Consider the following 18,348-nt stretch of genomic DNA (forward strand, 5'->3'; position numbering starts at 1 on the left):
TTTAATTCCTTCTAAAACAGTTATTTGTTTGGCACACGAAGTCCTGCAGGAGGCCAGTTAGCCACACGCATACCTAAAGACAGATTTCTCTGAGCAAGAACATCCTTAATTTCATTTAATGACTTCTTACCTAGATTTGGAGTCTTTAGAAGTTCAACTTCAGTTCTTTGTACCAAATCGCCGATGTAAATGATTTGCTCCGCCTTTAAGCAGTTTGCTGAACGAACAGTAAGCTCTAAATCATCAACAAGCTGCATTAAAACAGGATCTGGCATAGGAGGAGCAGCTGGAGTAACAACTCTCTCACTGATTTCTTCCTTATCAACCAGATTTACCATGCTGTCACAGATCAGGCTAGAAGCTTTCATTAAGGCAACCTCTGGAGCAATAGTTCCATCGGTTTCCATATCAATGACTAATCTGTCTAAGTCTGTACGCTGTTCAACACGAGCTGACTCAACCTCATATACGTAACGACGTACTGGGCAGTAGTTAGCATCAATCAGAATAACGTCCTCTGACTCGGCAGGTACATGGTCCTCAGAGGTGGTTTTAACATAGCCACAACCTGAGGTAATGCGAAGTTTCATCGACAACGAAGCCTTGGCACCTTTTAAAGTGCAAATACGGGCTTCAGGGTCAACAAATGATAAATTTTCAGGACATACGATGTCAGAAGCATGAACTTCTCCCTCGCCACGTCTCTCAATTGTTAACCAAACAGGCTCAGTAAGAGGCTCTTTTGAAGTAATTGCAAGTGATTTTAAATTCATAACCACTTCGAAAATACTTTCAACAAGATCATCCTTTTTGCTGTTTACATTCTTTACGCCCGCCATCTGGAATGCATCAATTGCTGTTCCAGACAGGGTCTTTAGTAAAATTCCACTTAAAGCTACACCAAGAGTATAACCGAAACCACGCTCCAAAGGCTCAAGCACTAAACGTGCATGATTTGGACTGATTTCATTATAATCAACTGGCTTTGGCTTTAGTAGTTCAACAACAGACACTAGAGATACCCCACATTGTTAAAGCGGTGCTGGCAATGTTGCCTAAATTACTTAGAATACAATTCGACGATCAGTGCTTCCTTGATATCAGAAGGTAGCTCTGCACGCTCAGGATTGCTCTTATAAGTACCCTTCATATGATCGTGATCAACATCGATCCAAGTAGGTTTTGTAGCACGCTGACCGCTTAAATCGATAGCTGCCTTGATACGTAACTGCTTCTTAGCCTTTTCGCGAACAGCTACAACATCAGAAGGCTGAACCTGGTAAGAAGGAATGTTTACGATCTGATCGTTTACAGTAATAGCCTTGTGGCTTACTAACTGACGTGCTTCCATACGAGTTGAACCAAAACCCATACGATAAACAACGTTATCTAAACGAGCCTCTAGAAGCTGTAACAGGTTCTCACCGGTGTTACCATTCATTCTTGAAGCTTTCTTGTAGTAGTTACGGAACTGACGCTCTAGAACGCCGTAAATACGACGAACCTTCTGCTTCTCACGTAACTGCATGCCGTAATCTGATAGACGTGCTTTGTTTGCGCCATGCTGACCAGGTGCAGTATCTAACTTGCACTTGGTGTCAATTGCGCGAACGCCTGACTTTAAGAATAAGTCTACACCCTCACGGCGGCTTAATTTCAGGGCTGGACCTGTATATTTTGCCATTTATCTTTCTCCAGAAATTGAACTCGACAGGTTATACGCGACGCTTTTTAGGTGGGCGACAACCGTTATGAGGGATAGGGGTAACATCAGTAATGTTAGTGATCTTGTAACCCTGTGCATTTAAAGCACGGATTGAAGACTCACGACCAGGACCTGGTCCCTTTACCATAACTTCAAGGTTCTTAACACCGAACTCTTTTGCAGACTCGCCTGCACGCTCAGCAGCAACCTGTGCAGCATATGGAGTTGATTTACGTGAACCACGGAAACCTGAACCACCTGCGGTTGCCCATGAAAGAACGTTACCCTGTCGATCTGAAATGGTTACGATAGTGTTATTGAAAGATGCATGGATATGAGCTACGCCATCAGCAACCTGCTTCTTTGAGCGCTTGCTTGTGCGAGCCTTGTTATTAATTTCTGCCATCTAAAGCTCTCCTACTTCTTAATGCTCTTACGTGGACCCTTACGAGTACGTGCATTAGTCTTAGTACGCTGACCACGTACTGGTAAACCTCTGCGGTGACGTAAACCACGATAAGTACCTAAGTCCATTAGGCGCTTGATGTTCATAGAAATTTCACGGCGTAAGTCACCTTCAACGGTGAACTTGCCAACTTCGGCACGAATCTTGTCGATGACAGTCTCATCTAAGTCTTTTAACTTAGCATACTCATCAACACCAGCGTTAGCTAAGATTTCGCTAGCGCGGGTTGGGCCGATACCATAGATTGACTGTAAAGCAATCACGGCGATCTTCTGATCAGGCACATTAATGCCAGCTATACGGGCCACTATTGATCTCCTATAACATAGGTCGGTTTAAAACAAAGGCTGTCGCAAAGCCCGTTAGGATACGCGACAACCGCTATAGTGCACTTTGGCATGTCAGAAAAGCACCAAGATTTCTCTTAGTGCTTTTTAAGCTGTATGATTATACAGATTTTAATCTAAATATGCAACATAAATTGCATATTTAAAGCATTAGCCCTGACGCTGCTTATGCTTTGGATTATCGCAGATAACACGTACTACACCATTGCGACGAACAATTTTGCAGTTGCGGCAAATCTTTTTAACTGAAGCACCAACTTTCATTTTTATTCTCCAATTAACAAATATTAACGACCGTAATTTCTTAAATTTGCTTTACGCATGATGTCGCCATACTGCTGATTCATCATGTGACTCTGTAACTGAGATACGAAGTCCATGCATACAACAACAATAATCAATAATGATGTACCACCGAAATAGAACTGGACATTAAACCAATTCATAAGTAACTGTGGAACAAGGCATACTGCTACCATGTATAAAGAACCACTTAAGGTTAGACGAGTCATTACCTTATCAATGAATCTTGCTGTCTGCTCACCAGGACGGATACCAGGAATAAAGGCACCACCCTTCTTTAAGTTCTCTGCTACTTCACGAGGATTAAACACAAGTGCAGTATAGAAGAAGGTAAAGAATACGATAGCAGCTGCATATAGTAATTCATATAGAGGCTGACCAGGTTGTAAGAACACTGAAATGCTGCTTAAAACATTAGCTACAGCATTATCGCCTTGGCCGAACCAAGATACAACAGTACCAGGGAACAGAATAATTGATGAAGCAAAAATTGCTGGAATAACACCTGATAAGTTGATCTTTAATGGTAAATTAGAGCGTGGCTGAGAGTAAATTCTATTACCCATCTGGCGTTTAGCGTATTCGATTACGATCTTACGCTGACCGCGCTCAACGAAAACCACGAAGAAGGTCACTAGGACCACAACTACACCAATCAGTAGCAATGCGATGGTTGATAAATCACCCTGACGTGACTGCTCAAAGGTTCTTGCAAGTGCTGAAGGCAGACCTGCTACGATACCAGCGAAAATGATAAGTGAAATACCATTTCCAACGCCACGCTCGGTAATCTGTTCACCAAGCCACATTAGCAACATAGTACCGGTTACTAAGCTAACAGTTGTAACAAAGTAGAAACCGAAACCAGGATTATCAACTAATCCAGGCATCATGTTTGGAATACCGGTTGCCATACCAAAAGCCTGAATTGCTGCAAGGAGCACTGTTGAAATACGTGTGTACTGAGTAATCTTACGACGACCAGACTCACCTTCTTTACGAAGAGCAGCTAAATCCTTGTTAATAACAGCAAGCAATTGGATGATAATTGATGCAGAGATATATGGCATGATACCTAATGCTAAAACTGAAGCACGCTCTAAAGCGCCTCCAGAGAACATGTTGAACATGCCAATAATGGTTCCGCTTTGCGAATCGAAAACGCGTTGAAGTACGTCAGCATTCACACCTGGAACAGGAATATATGAACCAAGTCTGAACATAATTAAAGCAATAACAACAAATAAAAGACGCTGACGTAATTCGCCAGAGCCCTTAGTCTGCTGATTTGCCATTTCGCGACTTCTTTCAAAAAGCGACTTTCTAGCCATGCAAAACCTCATTAGGGGGCTATAAAGCCCCCGTTAATAACTAGCCTCTAGCAGCCTTTTTTGCTGCCTTCTGCTCTGCAGTCTTCTTGGCAGGCTTTACCTTGCCAACTGCTGCTAGGTTATCTAAACGAGTCTTCTGCTTAGCAGCTGACTTCTTGTTTGATAACTCGCGACGAGCAGCTGCATCAGTAGTGTACTGAGCAATCTCAACGGTACCGCCAACTGCCTCAATAGCAGCCTTAGCACCCTTGGTGCAGCCTAAGCCCTTTAGAGTGATCTTCTTGGTGAAGTTAGGAACGCGTGATAATACAACCTTTACGTACTTAACTTTCTTGTTGATTAAACGAGCTGCTAATAAAGCATTCATATCAACAACATCACCTTCGATACGATTTAAATCGTTTAGTGTTACTTCAGCAGTAACGTCAGCCTTTGGAGACCAGAAACCAAATTTTGGTAAACGGATCTTTAATGGCATCTGACCGCCTTCGAAGCCTGGACGCTTGTGAGCGCTCTTACGTGCGCCAGCACCCTTAACACCACGACCACAGGTCTTACCTAAGCCTGAACCAATACCACGACCAACGCGGTTAGAAACCTTGCGTGATCCCTCTGCAGGCTTTAAAGTGTTTAGTTGCATGGTTTACTCCTCTACCTTTAGTAAGTAGCTAACCTTATTAATCATACCGCGAACTGATGGAGTATCCTCTAGCTCAACAGTGTGACGAATACGGCGTAAGCCTAGACCTTTAACAGTCTCAACGTGCTTTGGCTTGCGACCAATAACGCTCTTAATTAGAGTAACTTTAACGGTTTTCTTATCTGCCATTTTTTACTCCAGAATTTCCTTAACTGAAAGGCCACGCTTTGCAGCAATTGCCTCAGGAGTACGCATTGAAGCTAAAGCAGCAACAGTAGCACGAACTACGTTGATTGGGTTTGTTGAACCGTAAGCCTTAGCTAGAACATTACGAACACCAGCTACTTCAAGAACAGCACGCATAGCACCACCAGCAATAATACCGGTACCTTCTGATGCAGGCTGCATGTAAACCATAGAACCTGAATGCTCACCCTTAACAGCGTGGAATAAGGTTCCATTGTTTAACTGAATATTGCTGTTTACGTTACGGCGAGCCTGCTCAATTGCCTTCTGAGAGCGGTGAAAGAGAAAATACGACCACCTTTTACAACTTTAGCTACACGATTAACTGCAACTAATTTTTCCTGCAGCTCGCCAGCTTGAGTTTCGTCTTTGTGTTGCATTTCACACTCCTAGAACTTAAGGCCGGCTTCACGAGCTGCGTCAGCTAATGCTGCTACACGACCGTGATACTGATAGCCTGATCTGTCAAAAGCTACGGTTTCAACCTTAGCTGCAATTGCACGCTCAGCAACAGCCTTACCAACTGCCTTAGCAGCCTCGATGTTGCCAGTGTACTTAAGGTCCTTTGCAAGGTCCTTATCTAAAGTGCTAGCTGAAGCTAAAACACGGTTATCATTGCTGATAATCTGTGCATAAATGTGACGTGGAGTACGGGTAACAACTAAACGGGTTACACCTAACTCATGCATCTTTGCACGAGACTTAGTAGCGCGGCGAATGCGTGCTTCTTTCTTATCGAACATGTTATGCCACCCTATTATTTCTTCTTAGCTTCTTTAATGTGAATGATTTCGTCAGCATAACGAACACCCTTGCCCTTGTATGGCTCAGGAGCACGGAATGCGCGAACCTTAGCTGCAACCTGACCTAGCAGAGCCTTATCATAGCTCTTTAGAATAATGTCAGTCTGAGCTGGGCACTCAGCGGTGATACCCTCTGGTAGCTCGAAATCGATTGGATGTGAGTAGCCTAAAACTAAGTTTAGAACCTTACCCTTAACAGCAGCACGGTAACCAACACCAACTAGCTTTAATGCCTTCTCGAAGCCCTTATCTAAACCAACAACCATGTTGTGTAGAAGAGCACGAGTGGTACCAGACTGCATGTTTGAGTCCTGAGACTCATCTTTCTGTGCAACCTTAATCTGGCCGTTATCAACGGTAACAGTAACTAAAGGATGTACATTTAAGCTCATCTCGCCTTTCTTAGACTTGATGGTAACTTTCTGACCGTCGAGAGAAACTTCGACGCCCTGAGGAACAACGATAGGTTCCTTAGCAATACGTGACATGTTGCCTCCCTAAATTATGCGACGTAGCAGATAACTTCGCCGCCCAGGCCGTCCTTACGGGCAGCACGATCGGTCATTAAGCCTTTAGAAGTAGAGATAACAGCGATACCTAAACCGTTCATGATACGTGGTAGCTCGTTGCTTCTCTTGTAAATACGAAGACCAGGACGTGAAACACGCTGGATTAACTCGATAACTGGAGCTCCTTCGTAGTACTTAAGGCCAATTTCTAAAACCTTCTTAACGTCTCCGTTCTCAGAAACTGAAGAAATGTAACCTTCCTTCAGTAGTAGGTTAGCAATAGCAACCTTTAACTTTGATGAAGGCATTGAAACGGAAACTTTGCCAGATGCCTGGCCGTTGCGAATGCGGGTTAGTAAATCCGCAATAGGATCTTGCATCATTTGTATCTCTCCTCTTACCAGCTAGCCTTGTGTAGACCAGGGATCTCGCCACGCATCATGTGCTCACGTAGCTTGATACGGCATAAACCGAACTTACGTAAGTAACCATGTGGACGACCAGTCTCACTGCAGCGGTTACGCTGACGTGAAGGGCTTGAATCGCGAGGTAGTGAAGCTAATGCTTGCACTGCAGCGAAGCGCTCTTCATCAGAAGAAGAAACACTTGAAATAATCTTTTTGAGATCTTCACGCTTTGCACGATACTGCTCTGCAAGACGCTTTCTCTTAAGATCTCTGTAAATCATTGAAGTCTTAGCCATTAGTTCGTCCTCGAATTACTTGTTGGCCTGAGTACGGAATGGGAAGTTGAAAGCCTCAAGAAGTGCTCTGCCTTCTTCATCTGACTTAGCAGTGGTGGTGATAGTAATATCTAAGCCACGAACTGTATCAACTTTATCAAAATCGATCTCAGGGAAAATGATTTGCTCACGTACGCCCATAGAGTAATTTCCTCTACCATCAAATGACTTAGCTGATAAGCCACGGAAATCACGGATACGTGGAATTGCAATCACGATTAAACGCTCGAGGAACTCCCACATACGCTCACCGCGTAGGGTAACTTTACAACCGATTGGATAGCCCTCACGAATATGGAAGCCCGCTACGGATTTGCGAACTTTGGTGATTAGAGGCTTCTGACCAGCAATAGCGGTCATGTCCTTTGCAGCGTTCTCTAGAACTTTCTTGTCTGCAACTGCTTCACCAACACCCATATTCAGGGTGATCTTCTCAATCCGAGGGACTTGCATGATTGTCTTGTAACCAAATTTTTCTGTTAAGGCTTTGATTACTTCCTGCTTGTATAGATCATGCAGTTTCGCCATCGTTATTCTCCTTTAATAAACACTACTTAGCTGAAGGGATAGTCTTATCGTTAGACTTGAAGAAACGAACTTTCTTGCCGTCTTCTACTCTAAAACCAACACGATCTGCTTTCTTAGTATCTGGGTTATAGATTGCAACGTTAGAAACATCGATAGGTGCTACTAAGTCAACAATACCGCCCTGAATGCCAAGATTTGGGTTAGGTTTCTGGTGTTTTTTCTTGACATTAATGCCTTCTACAAACACCTTGTGCTCACTTGGTAATACACGGGTAACTTTACCAGTCTTGCCCTTATCTTTACCAGTGATAACGATTACTTCGTCATTGGTGCGAATTTTCGCTGCCATAGTTTTAATACTCCCGATTTTAAATTAGAGTACTTCTGGAGCTAATGATACGATCTTCATAAACTGCTCTGAACGTAGTTCACGAGTAACAGGTCCGAAAATACGAGTACCAATAGGCTCATGCTGTGCAGTTAAAAGAACTGCTGCGTTACTGTCAAAGCGAATTACTGAACCGTCTGGTCTGCGAACACCTTTCTTGGTGCGAACAACAACAGCGTCTAGTACGTCGCCCTTCTTAACTTTGCCGCGAGGAATAGCGTCTTTTACAGACACCTTAATAATGTCGCCAATGCCTGCGTAACGGCGGTGTGAACCACCTAGAACCTTAATACACATAACAGCACGTGCGCCAGAATTGTCGGCAACGTCAAGCATGCTTTGCATCTGGATCATTTGTAAATGCTCCGGTTAATACCAATTAAAACAACTTTCTAAAACAAAATTAGAAAGGCGCTAAAATATACCACAAAAAAAAAGAGACCGCAAGCACAAAAATGCAGCGGTCTCTTTTTTATATTTTATTAGGCGTTAACAGCCTTCTCGATTACGCTAACTAGCTTCCAAGCGATAGTCTTAGAAACTGGTCTGCATTCGCAAATCTCAACAATATCACCAACGTGAGCAGCGTTCTCAGCATCAGATACGTGGAACTTGGTAGTACGGGTAATAATCTTACCGTATACTGGGTGAGCAACACGGCGCTCAACAGCAACTACACAAGCCTTCTGCATCTTGTCGCTAACAACACGACCACGTAGGGAACGAGCGATTTTCTCTGACATTTATGTCTTCCTCTACTTTGCGCTCTCTGAGTTTAACTTCTCAGAAAGGATAGTGTTAATACGTGCGATGTCGCGACGTACCTTACGAACGTTGTCAGTCTGCTGTAATGAACCAGTCTTTAACTGAAAACGTAGATTAAACTGCTCGCGCTGAAGATTTGAAAGTTCAGTCTTTAAGTCTTCAACGGACTTATTACGTAAATCGTTTGCTTGCATTAGATCACCTGCTTACGAACGAAGGTAGTTGTTACAGAAAGTTTAGCAGCTGCAAGACGGAATGCCTCGCGAGCAACTTCTTCAGTAATACCACCAATCTCGAAAAGTACACGACCAGGCTGAATTGGAGCAACCCAGTACTCAACAGTACCTTTACCTTTACCCATACGAACACCTAGAGCTTTCTGAGTGATTGGCTTGTCTGGGAATACACGAATCCAAACTTTACCTTCACGCTTCATCTCACGGGTGAATGCACGACGTGCAGCTTCGATCTCACGAGCAGTAATCTGACCGCGAGAAGTTGCCTTAAGACCAAACTCGCCGAATGAAACGGTTGAGCCAGCGTATGCTAGACCCTCGTTACGGCCTTTCTGAGTCTTACGATATTTAGTACGTTTTGGTTGTAACATTTATCCTTCTCCGTTACTCAGAAGCCTTTGCTTCTTCAGCCTTCTTAGCACCACGACGACCACGGCCTGGACGAGCCTGGTTCTCATCGCGACGACCACGACGACCTGCTGGAGCAGCTGCATTGTTACGGTTCTCAGTCTCTTCCTGAGTTAGAGGTAGACCACCTAAAACTTCACCCTTGAAGATCCAAACCTTAACACCGATTACACCATAGGTTGTAACAGCCTCTGATAAAGCGTAGTCGATATCAGCACGTAGAGTGTGTAGAGGTACGCGACCTTCACGTAGCCACTCTGAACGAGCGATTTCAGCACCACCTAGACGGCCTGATACTTCAACCTTGATACCCTTAGCACCAGCACGCATTGCATTCTGGATTGCCTTCTTCATAGCGCGACGGAACATTACACGACGCTCTAACTGAGAAGCAATAGAATCAGCAACTAACTTAGCGTCTAGATCAGGCTTGCGAATCTCGCTGATATTAACCTGAGCTGGAACACCAGCAATTGCAGAGATCTTCTGACGTAACTTCTCAACGTCTTCGCCCTTCTTACCAATTACGATACCAGGACGAGCAGTGCAGATAGTTACACGAATGCTCTTTGCAGGACGATCGATAACAATCTTAGAAACAGATGCATTCTTCAGTTCAGCAGTTAAATACTTACGAACTTCGGCATCGCTCTTGATGTTAGCTGGGAACTGTGCAGTAGATGCATACCAAACTGATGAATATGGTCTGGTGATACCTAGACGAATTCCGTTTGGATTAATTTTCTGACCCATATTTACTCCTAACGCTCTGCAACAACAACGGTAATGTGAGAGGTACGCTTTACGATGCGGTCAGCACGGCCTTTAGCACGTGGCATGATACGCTTTAAAGATGGACCCTCATCAACCATAATCTTAGCAACAACTAAATCGTCGATGTCTAAAGACTGATTGTGCTCTGCGTTAGCAATTGCTGAAAGCAGAACTTTACGGATTAGTGCAGCAGCCTTCTTTGGGCTGAACTCTAACAAATCCAGAGCTTTCTGAACAGGTAAACCGCGAACTTGATCTGCGACCAGGCGGGTTTTCTGAGCAGAAGAGCGAGCATATTTGTGGATTGCTTTAACTTCCATTACATTAAACTCCAATTAGGCCTTAGCATCAGCTACGGTGTGACCCTTAAAGGTACGAGTAGGTGCAAACTCACCTAGCTTGTGACCAACCATTTCGTCTGAAACGAATACAGGTACATGTTGACGACCGTTGTGAACAGCGATGGTCATTCCAATCATCTGAGGAATGATAACTGAACGGCGTGACCAGGTCTTAACTGGCTTCTTGTCACCAGTCTCAAGAACCTTTAGTACCTTCTTTAATAAGGACGCATCAATAAATGGACCTTTTTTCAAAGAACGTGGCATTTTAAATCCTCGCTATCGATTAACGGTGATGAACAATGTACTTGTCAGTACGCTTGTTCTTACGGGTCTTGTAACCCTTACATGGAGTACCCCAAGGAGAACGTGGCTGAATGCCCTTGTTACGGCCCTCACCACCACCATGTGGGTGATCGATAGGGTTCATTGACATACCACGAACGGTTGGACGTACACCGCGCCAACGGTTAGCACCAGCTTTACCTAACTGAGCAAGCATGTGCTCGCCATTACCGATTTCACCAACAGTTGCACGGCCTTCTGCTAAAACTTTACGCATTTCGCCTGAACGCATACGTAAGGTTACATAAGCACCTTCTTTAGCAACTAGTTCACAGTAGCAGCCAGCTGAACGTGCGAATACAGCACCTGCACCTGGGTTTAACTCAACTGCGTGAATGGTAGTACCTAGAGGAATGTTGCGCATTGGTAATGCATTACCTACCTTGATAGGAGCATCAACACCTGAAACAACAACATCACCCTGCTTTAAGCCCTTAGGAGCTAGGATATAGCTGCGGGTACCATCGGTATAGCAAACTAATGCGATGTGAGCTGAACGGTTTGGATCATACTCAATACGCTCTACGCGTGCCTCAATACCATCCTTCTGACGCTTGAAATCGATTAAACGATAGCGCTGCTTGTGACCACCACCAATGTGACGAGTTGAAATGTGACCGTAATTATCACGACCACCAGTCTTACGCTTCTCAACGGTTAGAGAACGTAATGGACCACCTTTCCATAAGCCAGGGGTCTTAACCTGAACAACGTGACGACGAGCTGGAGTGGTTGGCTTTGCCTTAACGATTGCCATTATTTGCTCTCCTTGTTAATCTGCTGTGAGGTAGCCTCAAGATCTAACTGAGTGCCCTCTGGAAGAGTAACATAAGCCTTTTTCCAGTCTGAACGCTTGCCAATACCACGTGCAGTGCGACGTACTTTACCCTGGAAGTTTAGGGTGCGAACACCTTCAACCTTCACATTGAAGATCATCTCAACAGCAGCTTTGATTTCTTCCTTGGTTGCGTCCTTTAATACCTTGAATACTAGAGTATTCTTTTCCTGTGCAGCGGTGCTCTTCTCAGAGATAACTGGTGCACGAAGAACATTTAATAAACGAGCTTCAGACATTATTTAAGCAACTCCTCTACCTTCTTAACAGCTGCAGAAGTCATTAGAACCTTGTCGAAACCAACTAGATTTACTGGGTTGAACTCAGCAGTACCTGGCTGGCAAACTTCTACTCTGTATAGGTTACGAGATGCTAAGAATAAATTCTGTTCGAAAGCATCAGTAACAATTAGAACCTGCTTTAGACCTAGATCCTTTAGCTTATTAACTAAAGACTTGGTCTTGTGGTCTTCTACCTTGAAATCGTCAACAACAACTAAACGGTCCTGACGAACTAACTCAGATAGGATGCTGCACATTGCAACACGGTACATCTTACGATTTACCTTCTGAGTCCAATCCTGTGGCTTAGCAGCAAATACAGTACCACCTGCACGCCATAATGGAGAACGGGTAGAACCTGCGCGTGCGCGACCTGTGCCCTTCTGACGGAAAGGCTTCTTACCGCCGCCTGAAACCTCAGAACGGGTCTTCTGAGCTTTAGTACCGGCGCGTGCAGTGCTTAGGTATGAAACAACTACCTGGTGCACTAATGGCTCGTTGAACTCGCGACCAAAGGTGCTGTCTAGCACTTCTAGCTGCTTGTCTGCGCCAACTAACTTTAATTCCATGATCCTATTACCTCGGGTTAAGCTTTAAGACTTGGTCTTACAATCACGTCACCGTTATTAGCACCTGGAACAGCGCCTTTTACGAGAAGTAGATTGCGTTCTGCGTCGATGCGAACTAAGTCAAGGCACTGTACAGTAACCTTCTCAGAACCCATGTGACCAACCATCTTCTTGCCCTTGAAAACTCTACCTGGAGTTTGGTTCTGACCGGTAGAACCAGGTACACGATGTGAACGTGAGTTACCGTGTGTATAATCCTGGTGTAAGAAGTTGTAACGCTTGATAGTACCTGCAGTACCTTTACCTTTTGACTGGCCGGTAACGTCTACTTTCTTAACATCTTGGAAAGCGTCTACTTTGATCTCGTCGCCAACTTTGTATGAAGCTAGCTCGGTATCAGTTAAACGGAACTCCCATAAGCCACGGCCTGCCTGTACGCCTGACTTTGCGAAGTGACCAATTTCAGCTTTGGTCATACGACTTGCTTTGCGATCACCAGTTGTAACCTGAATAGCGGTATAGCCGTCATTCTCTAGGTTCTTGATCTGGGTTACGCGGTTTGCCTCAACCTGGATGACTGTTACTGGAACAGATTTGCCGTTCTCATTGAAAACACGGGTCATACCAAGCTTGCGGCCGATTAAACCGATTGACATTGTATTATTCCCCTATTAGCGAAGGCTGATCTGAACATCCACACCAGCTGCAAGATCTAAACGCATTAATGCGTCTACAGTCTTCTCAGTTGGCTCAACGATATCAACTAAGCGCTTGTGAGTACGGATTTCGTACTGATCACGAGCATCTTTGTTAACATGTGGAGAGATAAGGATTGTGTAGCGCTCCTTACGAGTAGGAAGCGGAATTGGACCGCGAACCTGAGCACCAGTGCGCTTTGCGGTCTCAACAATTTCAGCGGTTGAATGATCGATCAATCTGTGGTCGTATGCCTTTAGACGGATCCTAATTCTTTGATTCTGCATTGCAGACTCCATTTTAAAAATAAAAGAACATACAACACCCGCCTTCTCATTTCGGATCGATAGAGAGGAAGTGTCGTAATTACCAATTACTCCCAAAATTAGGGAGAGTATCCACAGCCGCATCATATAGAAGTAGGGCTGGTTTGTAATTCCATACACTAAGGGTATGGATACAAAGTGCCATTATTATACTGAATTTTAGCTTCTGCGCAAGCTTTTTTTTAATTATTTAAAAATTACTTTCCAAACAAAAAGTTATTACTCTGTCTAATTCAGAAGCTCAGTAGGAAAAAAATTCACTAATGTTTTGTCTCAGGAATTTCATCAAGATGCATCTTGCCATACATGGTCAGGACGCTATTTTTATCAAGAGCATAGGCTTTATCTGCAAGATTCAGACTGTCATCCATTCCAGGCAGACCGCTTATCCCCATAATACGTACTGTAAGATCAAAAATAAGATCATTTGAAAAATACTTATCCTTGTTCTGGACAAGTGCGTCATGGATTTTAGGATTATCCTGAACGTATCTATCAGATAGATAGACCGCCAAAGGAATTCTCAGCATCTGACCATTGAGATTTACAGGATCATGACCGCCTACCACATGAGGATCCTCTCCATGATCAGAGAAGTAAATCATGGCCTTGAAATTGGATTTCTCACTGGCCTTTGAGTATATCTTCTCAAGAATATAGTCTGTATAGAGTACGGTATCATCATAATAGTCCAGAGTCTCATCCTGTCCTTCAAATTTAATAAACTCTGAAGGCAGTCGCTTATCGTACTTCTGATGACTTCCCATCAGATGAATAACCACAAATACGTTCTTGTTGTCATCAATGTTTGGGAATCTCTTTACTATCTCCTCGTCAAAGAAAACGCCTTCCATCTTTGAGGAGCCGTTTACCCAGATTTCATGATTTGCAGTAGAAGAGATAACAGTTACTGGGGTTTCATAGACTCCGTATTTACGCTGATTACTGATCCAGTAGGTATCAAATCCAGAGGCTCTGGCAAGCTCAATGATTGAATAAGCATCAACAGTCTGCTTTTTCTGGTACTGATTTGCCTCGGTCAGAGAATAGGATAACGCCTGAACTGTCTGAGGCCAGGAAGAGTAGGCATTGGTAAACAGAATATGATTTGGATTCTTTAGCTGTTCACACAGATATGGAGTGTTTTCCCTATCAAAACCATAAGCCTGCATTCTGTCTCGAGTTTCAGACTCCCCAACCACGAGCACAAAAAGATTGCCTGAAGGATCAGTTGAGTCAGATAGCTTCAGCGTGTTAAGCTTATTGAGCTTTGCAAGACGCTGTGATTTCTGCTGTTTGTAGATTTCAAAGTTATCCAGCTGTTTTGACGTAACCTTTATTATAGAGAATGGCAGATAGTCCATTCTTGGCAGAGCCAGCCAAACAGATGAGGCAAGACAGAGGAAGAAAGACAGAAACACAGAAAGATTCTTTGAATCAACCCCCTCAACCTTTCTGAAGAAAAAGGCATTGATTGCATATATAACGACCAGAGCAACAAAGGCCAGGAACCACATGATATTGAAATTACTCTGAATGAATTCTGTACCTTCTGTAGCATTTGTCTGTGCCAGAGCGATGATGATATCAGAGGAAATCAGCGAACCTGTGGCCACAAAATAACAGATGAGAACTGAGGGAAGAAGAACAAAGGCAAAAAGCACCACATAGGAAATAACCAGACAGATTTTCCTTAAAAAAACAGTCTCTATGGCCAGAGCAAGAGCTTTTACCATGGTACAGGCGGAAAAGGCCACCAGGGAAAAAGCAACACCTTTACAGAAATCAAACAGCGATGTATTTAGTCCCAGCAGCAGAGAAAATACATAGACACTCAGATAGGTAAACAGAAAAACAATGGCAAATCTTATAAGTGGCTTCTTAAATACAGAGAGTCGGAAAGCCATAAAAATAGAGACTATGCCCAGAGTCAGGTATATAAAAAAGGTTATATAACTGCGTAAAGAAAAATCATATACCCCATATAAAATCAGAGTCAGGATAACCGGCACCGCAAGACTCAGAAGATTTCTCTTGTCCGAACTGAATATCATAAAGTAGCCTTTAAGAATACAAAATCTTTATAAATCAGAGTATTAACGCCTTGTTTCACCAGGCGTCATATTTGTTAGCCGTATATCATACTCCAAAGACAGAAAAACACACTAATTTCTGATTAGCACCGACAGCTTAGATACAAATGTCGGTTTTGCAATACCTTAAGTATAGTCAAAGAAAAGTGATATAATCACCGCCTGTTTTCGTATATATAAAGGATATAAAACCAGCATGGATTTTAATTTCAGACTGCCGGACAACTTTGCAAAAGACTCGCCTAAAAAAGATCTTAAACTTCCTGACAATGCCAATGGTCTGGTTGTTCACTGTTGCTGTGCCCCATGCTCAACAAGTCTTGTTGAATGTCTAATCTTCAACAAGATCAGGCCTCTGATGTTTTTCTACAATCCAAATATCTATCCAACAGAAGAATACGAAAAAAGACGCGATGAATGGATTCACCTGTGTGAACTGCTGCAGATTGAGTATGTAATCGGCGACTATGACTACAGCATGTGGCTTGATGCGGTAAAGGGACTTGAGGATGAACCTGAAAGAGGTCGCCGCTGTCTTAAATGCTTCACTCACAGACTTACAGTAACTGCTCTTTTTGCTAAATCCCGTGGTATCAACACCTTCACAACCACTCTGTGTACCTCAAGATGGAAAAGTAAAAAACAGGTAGATGAAGCTGGATTCAGAGCTCAGGATAAAGTAGAAGGAACCTTCTACTGGGATCAGGACTGGAGAAAGGAAGGTCTTGTAGGCAGACGCTATGAGCTGGTAAAGGAAATCAACTTCTATAATCAGCTTTACTGCGGCTGTGAGTTCTCGCAGGTAAGTGCAAACTACTGTAAGAAAGGTATAGTTGAAAAGGAAGAAAAAAAGTAGAACTACACTGCTTCACAGAGGAAACAGTGTAGAAATGTAAGTTAGGCTCCGTACTGTTTTCTGTACTCGAGCATTGCTGGGATATGCTCTTTTAGCTTGTCATCGTTCTCAATATATTTGAGCAGATCATCAAAGGTAACGATGGAAATAATCTTAATACCAATCTGCTCCTCTGCCTCGGCAATAGCACTCTTTTCGCCTTTACCCTTTTCCATACGGTTTAAAGCAATAATTGCTGCCTTAAAATGTGCGCCATTCTCCTTAATCAGAGCTTCAGACTCGCGAATTGCGGTACCTGCGGTGATTACATCGTCAACCAGCAGAATATCCCCCTTTAAAGGAGCGCCTACCAGATTTCCTCCTTCACCGTGGTCTTTCTTCTCTTTACGGTTGAAGCACCATGGAACATTTCGGTTGTGCTCAGAAGATAAAGCCATGGCGGTAGCGCAGGCTAGAGGGATTCCTTTGTAAGCAGGTCCGAACAGGACGTCAAATGATATGCCGGCATCCACCAGGGCATGAGCATAGCATGAACCAAGAGTGGCCAGATCTTCACCGGTATTGAAACCGCCTGCATTGAAGAAATATGGGCTGGTTCTTCCTGATTTGAGAACAAAGCTGCCGAATTTTAAAACACCCTTGCTTAAAGCAAGTTCAATGAATTTTCTCTGATATTCCTGCATTTTTAACCTCGAAAGTTTTCGCACATCTTACATTATTATTACCAGGATTCCAAAACAAAAATGTTGTTTGCAAAAGAGCAGTGCAAATGCTTAAAATGTTCAGGTAATTTGAAATCATTTCTGAGAAAACGAGGTAATTATGGCTGATATTTCCAGCATGACCGGTTCATCAAACAGAATCATAAACACCGACAGAGTTAACATCAGTATTGATATCACCTCTGTCAACAACCGCTTTCTTGAAATTTACCTCAAAATGCCGGATCAGCTAAGACATCTTGATTCAAAACTCAGAAGCATTATTCAGGAAAAACTGACCCGAGGAAAGATTGACTGCTATCTTAGTTATGCCTTAAATGCTACAGATTCTCTTAATATCAATCAGGATGTGCTGCATGCCCTGGCTAATGCAGTATCAAAAATAAACCAGGAACTGCCTCAGTCAAACGTTAATGCACTGGAGATACTGAACTACCCCGGAGTAATCAGTCAGGAAGCTAATCTTCAGGAACTTATAGATGAGGAGATTTTAAGAAACTTCTCAGAGGCTATTGATACCCTGAAAGAAAACCGCAGAAAGGAAGGAATCAAACTAAAAGAGGCTCTAATCTCCAGACTGGATAAGATAGTCGAGTTATCTAAGATCGTTGGAGCACAGCTGGAGAAGCTGGTTGAGCTGGAAAGACAGAGAATTGTAAGTAAAATCAGTACACTGGATGTAAACGTCAATCCTGAAAGACTGGAGCAGGAGGTTGCTCTGGCAGCTCAGCGAGCTGACGTTCGTGAGGAGTATGACCGACTTCTGGCTCATGTTAAGGAAGTAAAAAGCATTCTTGAAAAGGGAGGCATCTGCGGAAAGCGCCTTGATTTCATGATGCAGGAGTTCAACCGTGAATCCAACACTTTGGCCTCAAAGGCATCAAATCTTGAGATAACTCAGGTTGCGGTTGAGCTGAAGGTACTGGTTGAGCAGATGAGAGAACAGGTTCAGAACATAGAATAGTTATGCTCCTGTCTTATGATGTATTTTAGTGGCTAGCCTTAGGTTAGCCACAAATGTTTATCCAGAATGTTTTTATGTTAACTGTCGTTTCTATAGGATTAAACCACAGGTAAATTTAAACTTAAAGCA

General features: G+C 43.4%; 29 protein-coding genes and 2 pseudogenes. 2 read left to right on the top strand and 29 right to left on the bottom strand.

Translation table 11 applies throughout. The annotated features are described in order from the left end of the window. Positions 1-20: 20 nt before the first annotated feature. The 28 genes and pseudogenes from QZU45_RS04730 to QZU45_RS04865 form a co-directional block, all read right to left on the bottom strand. Positions 21-1,013: a DNA-directed RNA polymerase subunit alpha gene (locus QZU45_RS04730; protein WP_295352264.1), complete on the bottom strand. Its 993-nt coding sequence runs from the start codon at positions 1,011-1,013 to the stop codon at positions 21-23. Between the two features lie 47 nt (positions 1,014-1,060). Beyond that, the gene (gene rpsD, locus QZU45_RS04735) at positions 1,061-1,684 is read right to left on the bottom strand and encodes a 30S ribosomal protein S4 (RefSeq protein ID WP_031490553.1); all 624 of its coding nucleotides are present in this window, start codon (positions 1,682-1,684) and stop codon (positions 1,061-1,063) included. 31 nt (positions 1,685-1,715) lie between these two features. Then, positions 1,716-2,111 carry a 30S ribosomal protein S11 gene (gene rpsK / locus QZU45_RS04740; protein ID WP_294998402.1) on the bottom strand — a complete coding sequence of 132 codons (396 nt, stop codon included), beginning with the start codon at positions 2,109-2,111 and terminating at the stop codon, positions 1,716-1,718. A gap of 11 nt (positions 2,112-2,122) precedes the next feature. After that, positions 2,123-2,479: a 30S ribosomal protein S13 gene (gene rpsM / locus QZU45_RS04745; protein ID WP_031490557.1), complete on the bottom strand. Its 357-nt coding sequence runs from the start codon at positions 2,477-2,479 to the stop codon at positions 2,123-2,125. Positions 2,480-2,668: 189 nt separating this feature from the next. After that, complete coding sequence (gene rpmJ, locus QZU45_RS04750) at positions 2,669-2,782, bottom strand: 50S ribosomal protein L36 (protein ID WP_031490558.1); 114 nt, start codon at positions 2,780-2,782, stop codon at positions 2,669-2,671. Between the two features lie 23 nt (positions 2,783-2,805). Continuing rightward, positions 2,806-4,116, bottom strand: a complete 1,311-nt coding sequence (secY, locus tag QZU45_RS04755; protein WP_074943276.1) for a preprotein translocase subunit SecY — start codon at positions 4,114-4,116, stop codon at positions 2,806-2,808. A 241-nt stretch (positions 4,117-4,357) separates the two neighbouring features. Continuing rightward, positions 4,358-4,792 (bottom strand): annotated as a pseudogene (gene rplO / locus QZU45_RS04760) (50S ribosomal protein L15); the annotation flags it as partial. A gap of 3 nt (positions 4,793-4,795) precedes the next feature. After that, positions 4,796-4,981, bottom strand: a complete 186-nt coding sequence (gene rpmD, locus QZU45_RS04765) for a 50S ribosomal protein L30 (protein WP_031490563.1) — start codon at positions 4,979-4,981, stop codon at positions 4,796-4,798. A 3-nt stretch (positions 4,982-4,984) separates the two neighbouring features. Further along, a pseudogene (locus QZU45_RS04770) lies at positions 4,985-5,418 on the bottom strand (30S ribosomal protein S5). 9 nt (positions 5,419-5,427) lie between these two features. Then, complete coding sequence (rplR, locus tag QZU45_RS04775; RefSeq protein ID WP_074840877.1) at positions 5,428-5,781, bottom strand: 50S ribosomal protein L18; 354 nt, start codon at positions 5,779-5,781, stop codon at positions 5,428-5,430. 14 nt (positions 5,782-5,795) lie between these two features. Next, positions 5,796-6,329: a 50S ribosomal protein L6 gene (gene rplF / locus QZU45_RS04780; protein WP_031490567.1), complete on the bottom strand. Its 534-nt coding sequence runs from the start codon at positions 6,327-6,329 to the stop codon at positions 5,796-5,798. 14 nt (positions 6,330-6,343) lie between these two features. Beyond that, positions 6,344-6,733, bottom strand: coding sequence for a 30S ribosomal protein S8 (rpsH, locus tag QZU45_RS04785; RefSeq protein WP_164954395.1), 390 nt, complete (start codon positions 6,731-6,733; stop codon positions 6,344-6,346). Positions 6,734-6,747: 14 nt separating this feature from the next. Next, on the bottom strand, positions 6,748-7,053 hold the full coding sequence (rpsN, locus tag QZU45_RS04790) for a 30S ribosomal protein S14 (RefSeq protein WP_031490569.1): 306 nt from the start codon (positions 7,051-7,053) through the stop codon (positions 6,748-6,750). A gap of 15 nt (positions 7,054-7,068) precedes the next feature. Then, positions 7,069-7,620 carry a 50S ribosomal protein L5 gene (gene rplE, locus QZU45_RS04795; protein ID WP_031490570.1) on the bottom strand — a complete coding sequence of 184 codons (552 nt, stop codon included), beginning with the start codon at positions 7,618-7,620 and terminating at the stop codon, positions 7,069-7,071. A gap of 22 nt (positions 7,621-7,642) precedes the next feature. Next, complete coding sequence (rplX, locus tag QZU45_RS04800) at positions 7,643-7,969, bottom strand: 50S ribosomal protein L24 (protein WP_031490573.1); 327 nt, start codon at positions 7,967-7,969, stop codon at positions 7,643-7,645. A gap of 24 nt (positions 7,970-7,993) precedes the next feature. Beyond that, a complete protein-coding gene (gene rplN, locus QZU45_RS04805; protein ID WP_074840875.1) occupies positions 7,994-8,362 on the bottom strand; it encodes a 50S ribosomal protein L14 in 369 nt (122 codons plus the stop codon). Positions 8,363-8,490: 128 nt separating this feature from the next. Further along, on the bottom strand, positions 8,491-8,751 hold the full coding sequence (rpsQ, locus tag QZU45_RS04810) for a 30S ribosomal protein S17 (RefSeq protein WP_031490576.1): 261 nt from the start codon (positions 8,749-8,751) through the stop codon (positions 8,491-8,493). 12 nt (positions 8,752-8,763) lie between these two features. Further along, positions 8,764-8,967 carry a 50S ribosomal protein L29 gene (gene rpmC, locus QZU45_RS04815; protein ID WP_031490577.1) on the bottom strand — a complete coding sequence of 68 codons (204 nt, stop codon included), beginning with the start codon at positions 8,965-8,967 and terminating at the stop codon, positions 8,764-8,766. Then, positions 8,967-9,380 carry a 50S ribosomal protein L16 gene (gene rplP, locus QZU45_RS04820; RefSeq protein ID WP_074840874.1) on the bottom strand — a complete coding sequence of 138 codons (414 nt, stop codon included), beginning with the start codon at positions 9,378-9,380 and terminating at the stop codon, positions 8,967-8,969. Before rplP ends, rpmC begins: the two co-directional genes overlap by 1 nt. Positions 9,381-9,393: 13 nt before the next feature. Then, positions 9,394-10,170, bottom strand: coding sequence for a 30S ribosomal protein S3 (gene rpsC / locus QZU45_RS04825; protein ID WP_074840873.1), 777 nt, complete (start codon positions 10,168-10,170; stop codon positions 9,394-9,396). A gap of 8 nt (positions 10,171-10,178) precedes the next feature. Next, a complete protein-coding gene (gene rplV, locus QZU45_RS04830; RefSeq protein WP_031490581.1) occupies positions 10,179-10,511 on the bottom strand; it encodes a 50S ribosomal protein L22 in 333 nt (110 codons plus the stop codon). Between the two features lie 15 nt (positions 10,512-10,526). Then, positions 10,527-10,799 carry a 30S ribosomal protein S19 gene (rpsS, locus tag QZU45_RS04835; protein WP_031490583.1) on the bottom strand — a complete coding sequence of 91 codons (273 nt, stop codon included), beginning with the start codon at positions 10,797-10,799 and terminating at the stop codon, positions 10,527-10,529. A gap of 19 nt (positions 10,800-10,818) precedes the next feature. Then, positions 10,819-11,634, bottom strand: coding sequence for a 50S ribosomal protein L2 (rplB, locus tag QZU45_RS04840; RefSeq protein WP_074840872.1), 816 nt, complete (start codon positions 11,632-11,634; stop codon positions 10,819-10,821). After that, the gene (gene rplW / locus QZU45_RS04845; RefSeq protein WP_031490587.1) at positions 11,634-11,951 is read right to left on the bottom strand and encodes a 50S ribosomal protein L23; all 318 of its coding nucleotides are present in this window, start codon (positions 11,949-11,951) and stop codon (positions 11,634-11,636) included. The genes rplB and rplW overlap by 1 nt, the downstream gene beginning before the upstream one ends. Further along, the gene (gene rplD / locus QZU45_RS04850; RefSeq protein WP_031490588.1) at positions 11,951-12,562 is read right to left on the bottom strand and encodes a 50S ribosomal protein L4; all 612 of its coding nucleotides are present in this window, start codon (positions 12,560-12,562) and stop codon (positions 11,951-11,953) included. Before rplD ends, rplW begins: the two co-directional genes overlap by 1 nt. Positions 12,563-12,579: 17 nt before the next feature. Beyond that, complete coding sequence (gene rplC, locus QZU45_RS04855; RefSeq protein WP_074840871.1) at positions 12,580-13,218, bottom strand: 50S ribosomal protein L3; 639 nt, start codon at positions 13,216-13,218, stop codon at positions 12,580-12,582. Positions 13,219-13,233: 15 nt separating this feature from the next. Continuing rightward, positions 13,234-13,545 (bottom strand): 30S ribosomal protein S10, encoded by a 312-nt coding sequence (gene rpsJ, locus QZU45_RS04860; RefSeq protein WP_021890106.1) that lies wholly within the window; start codon positions 13,543-13,545, stop codon positions 13,234-13,236. A gap of 299 nt (positions 13,546-13,844) precedes the next feature. After that, on the bottom strand, positions 13,845-15,638 hold the full coding sequence (locus tag QZU45_RS04865) for a phosphoethanolamine transferase (protein WP_295352278.1): 1,794 nt from the start codon (positions 15,636-15,638) through the stop codon (positions 13,845-13,847). Positions 15,639-15,873: 235 nt separating this feature from the next. Between QZU45_RS04865 and QZU45_RS04870 the strand changes: the two genes are divergently transcribed. After that, complete coding sequence (locus QZU45_RS04870; RefSeq protein ID WP_295352280.1) at positions 15,874-16,533, top strand: epoxyqueuosine reductase QueH; 660 nt, start codon at positions 15,874-15,876, stop codon at positions 16,531-16,533. A gap of 41 nt (positions 16,534-16,574) precedes the next feature. Here QZU45_RS04870 and pyrE read toward each other — a convergent pair whose 3' ends face one another. Beyond that, positions 16,575-17,216, bottom strand: coding sequence for an orotate phosphoribosyltransferase (gene pyrE, locus QZU45_RS04875; RefSeq protein ID WP_294998428.1), 642 nt, complete (start codon positions 17,214-17,216; stop codon positions 16,575-16,577). A gap of 139 nt (positions 17,217-17,355) precedes the next feature. On the opposite strand from pyrE, the gene QZU45_RS04880 reads away from it, so the two are divergent. Then, entirely contained in the window at positions 17,356-18,219 is an 864-nt protein-coding gene (locus tag QZU45_RS04880; protein WP_295352283.1) for a YicC/YloC family endoribonuclease, read from the top strand. The last annotated feature ends 129 nt before the right edge of the window (positions 18,220-18,348 follow it).

The organism is uncultured Succinivibrio sp. (genome assembly GCF_902756765.1).
GTDB lineage: Bacteria > Pseudomonadota > Gammaproteobacteria > Enterobacterales > Succinivibrionaceae > Succinivibrio.

Excerpts from the sequence above, each read along its gene's own strand:
- rpsD (WP_031490553.1), bottom strand. The coding sequence starts at position 1,684 with ATGGCAAAATATACAGGTCCAGCCCTGAAATTAAGCCGCCGTGAGGGT.
- rpsK (WP_294998402.1), bottom strand. The coding sequence starts at position 2,111 with ATGGCAGAAATTAATAACAAGGCTCGCACAAGCAAGCGCTCAAAGAAG.
- rpmJ (WP_031490558.1), bottom strand. The coding sequence starts at position 2,782 with ATGAAAGTTGGTGCTTCAGTTAAAAAGATTTGCCGCAACTGCAAAATT.
- secY (WP_074943276.1), bottom strand. The coding sequence starts at position 4,116 with ATGGCAAATCAGCAGACTAAGGGCTCTGGCGAATTACGTCAGCGTCTT.
- rpmD (WP_031490563.1), bottom strand. The coding sequence starts at position 4,981 with ATGGCAGATAAGAAAACCGTTAAAGTTACTCTAATTAAGAGCGTTATT.
- rplR (WP_074840877.1), bottom strand. The coding sequence starts at position 5,781 with ATGTTCGATAAGAAAGAAGCACGCATTCGCCGCGCTACTAAGTCTCGT.
- rplF (WP_031490567.1), bottom strand. The coding sequence starts at position 6,329 with ATGTCACGTATTGCTAAGGAACCTATCGTTGTTCCTCAGGGCGTCGAA.
- rpsH (WP_164954395.1), bottom strand. The coding sequence starts at position 6,733 with ATGATGCAAGATCCTATTGCGGATTTACTAACCCGCATTCGCAACGGC.
- rpsN (WP_031490569.1), bottom strand. The coding sequence starts at position 7,053 with ATGGCTAAGACTTCAATGATTTACAGAGATCTTAAGAGAAAGCGTCTT.
- rplE (WP_031490570.1), bottom strand. The coding sequence starts at position 7,620 with ATGGCGAAACTGCATGATCTATACAAGCAGGAAGTAATCAAAGCCTTA.
- rplX (WP_031490573.1), bottom strand. The coding sequence starts at position 7,969 with ATGGCAGCGAAAATTCGCACCAATGACGAAGTAATCGTTATCACTGGT.
- rplN (WP_074840875.1), bottom strand. The coding sequence starts at position 8,362 with ATGATCCAGATGCAAAGCATGCTTGACGTTGCCGACAATTCTGGCGCA.
- rpsQ (WP_031490576.1), bottom strand. The coding sequence starts at position 8,751 with ATGTCAGAGAAAATCGCTCGTTCCCTACGTGGTCGTGTTGTTAGCGAC.
- rpmC (WP_031490577.1), bottom strand. The coding sequence starts at position 8,967 with ATGCAAGCAAACGATTTACGTAATAAGTCCGTTGAAGACTTAAAGACT.
- rplP (WP_074840874.1), bottom strand. The coding sequence starts at position 9,380 with ATGTTACAACCAAAACGTACTAAATATCGTAAGACTCAGAAAGGCCGT.
- rpsC (WP_074840873.1), bottom strand. The coding sequence starts at position 10,170 with ATGGGTCAGAAAATTAATCCAAACGGAATTCGTCTAGGTATCACCAGA.
- rplV (WP_031490581.1), bottom strand. The coding sequence starts at position 10,511 with ATGGAAGTTAAAGCAATCCACAAATATGCTCGCTCTTCTGCTCAGAAA.
- rpsS (WP_031490583.1), bottom strand. The coding sequence starts at position 10,799 with ATGCCACGTTCTTTGAAAAAAGGTCCATTTATTGATGCGTCCTTATTA.
- rplB (WP_074840872.1), bottom strand. The coding sequence starts at position 11,634 with ATGGCAATCGTTAAGGCAAAGCCAACCACTCCAGCTCGTCGTCACGTT.
- rplW (WP_031490587.1), bottom strand. The coding sequence starts at position 11,951 with ATGTCTGAAGCTCGTTTATTAAATGTTCTTCGTGCACCAGTTATCTCT.
- rplD (WP_031490588.1), bottom strand. The coding sequence starts at position 12,562 with ATGGAATTAAAGTTAGTTGGCGCAGACAAGCAGCTAGAAGTGCTAGAC.
- rplC (WP_074840871.1), bottom strand. The coding sequence starts at position 13,218 with ATGTCAATCGGTTTAATCGGCCGCAAGCTTGGTATGACCCGTGTTTTC.
- rpsJ (WP_021890106.1), bottom strand. The coding sequence starts at position 13,545 with ATGCAGAATCAAAGAATTAGGATCCGTCTAAAGGCATACGACCACAGA.
- QZU45_RS04865 (WP_295352278.1), bottom strand. The coding sequence starts at position 15,638 with ATGATATTCAGTTCGGACAAGAGAAATCTTCTGAGTCTTGCGGTGCCG.
- QZU45_RS04870 (WP_295352280.1), top strand. The coding sequence starts at position 15,874 with ATGGATTTTAATTTCAGACTGCCGGACAACTTTGCAAAAGACTCGCCT.
- pyrE (WP_294998428.1), bottom strand. The coding sequence starts at position 17,216 with ATGCAGGAATATCAGAGAAAATTCATTGAACTTGCTTTAAGCAAGGGT.
- QZU45_RS04880 (WP_295352283.1), top strand. The coding sequence starts at position 17,356 with ATGGCTGATATTTCCAGCATGACCGGTTCATCAAACAGAATCATAAAC.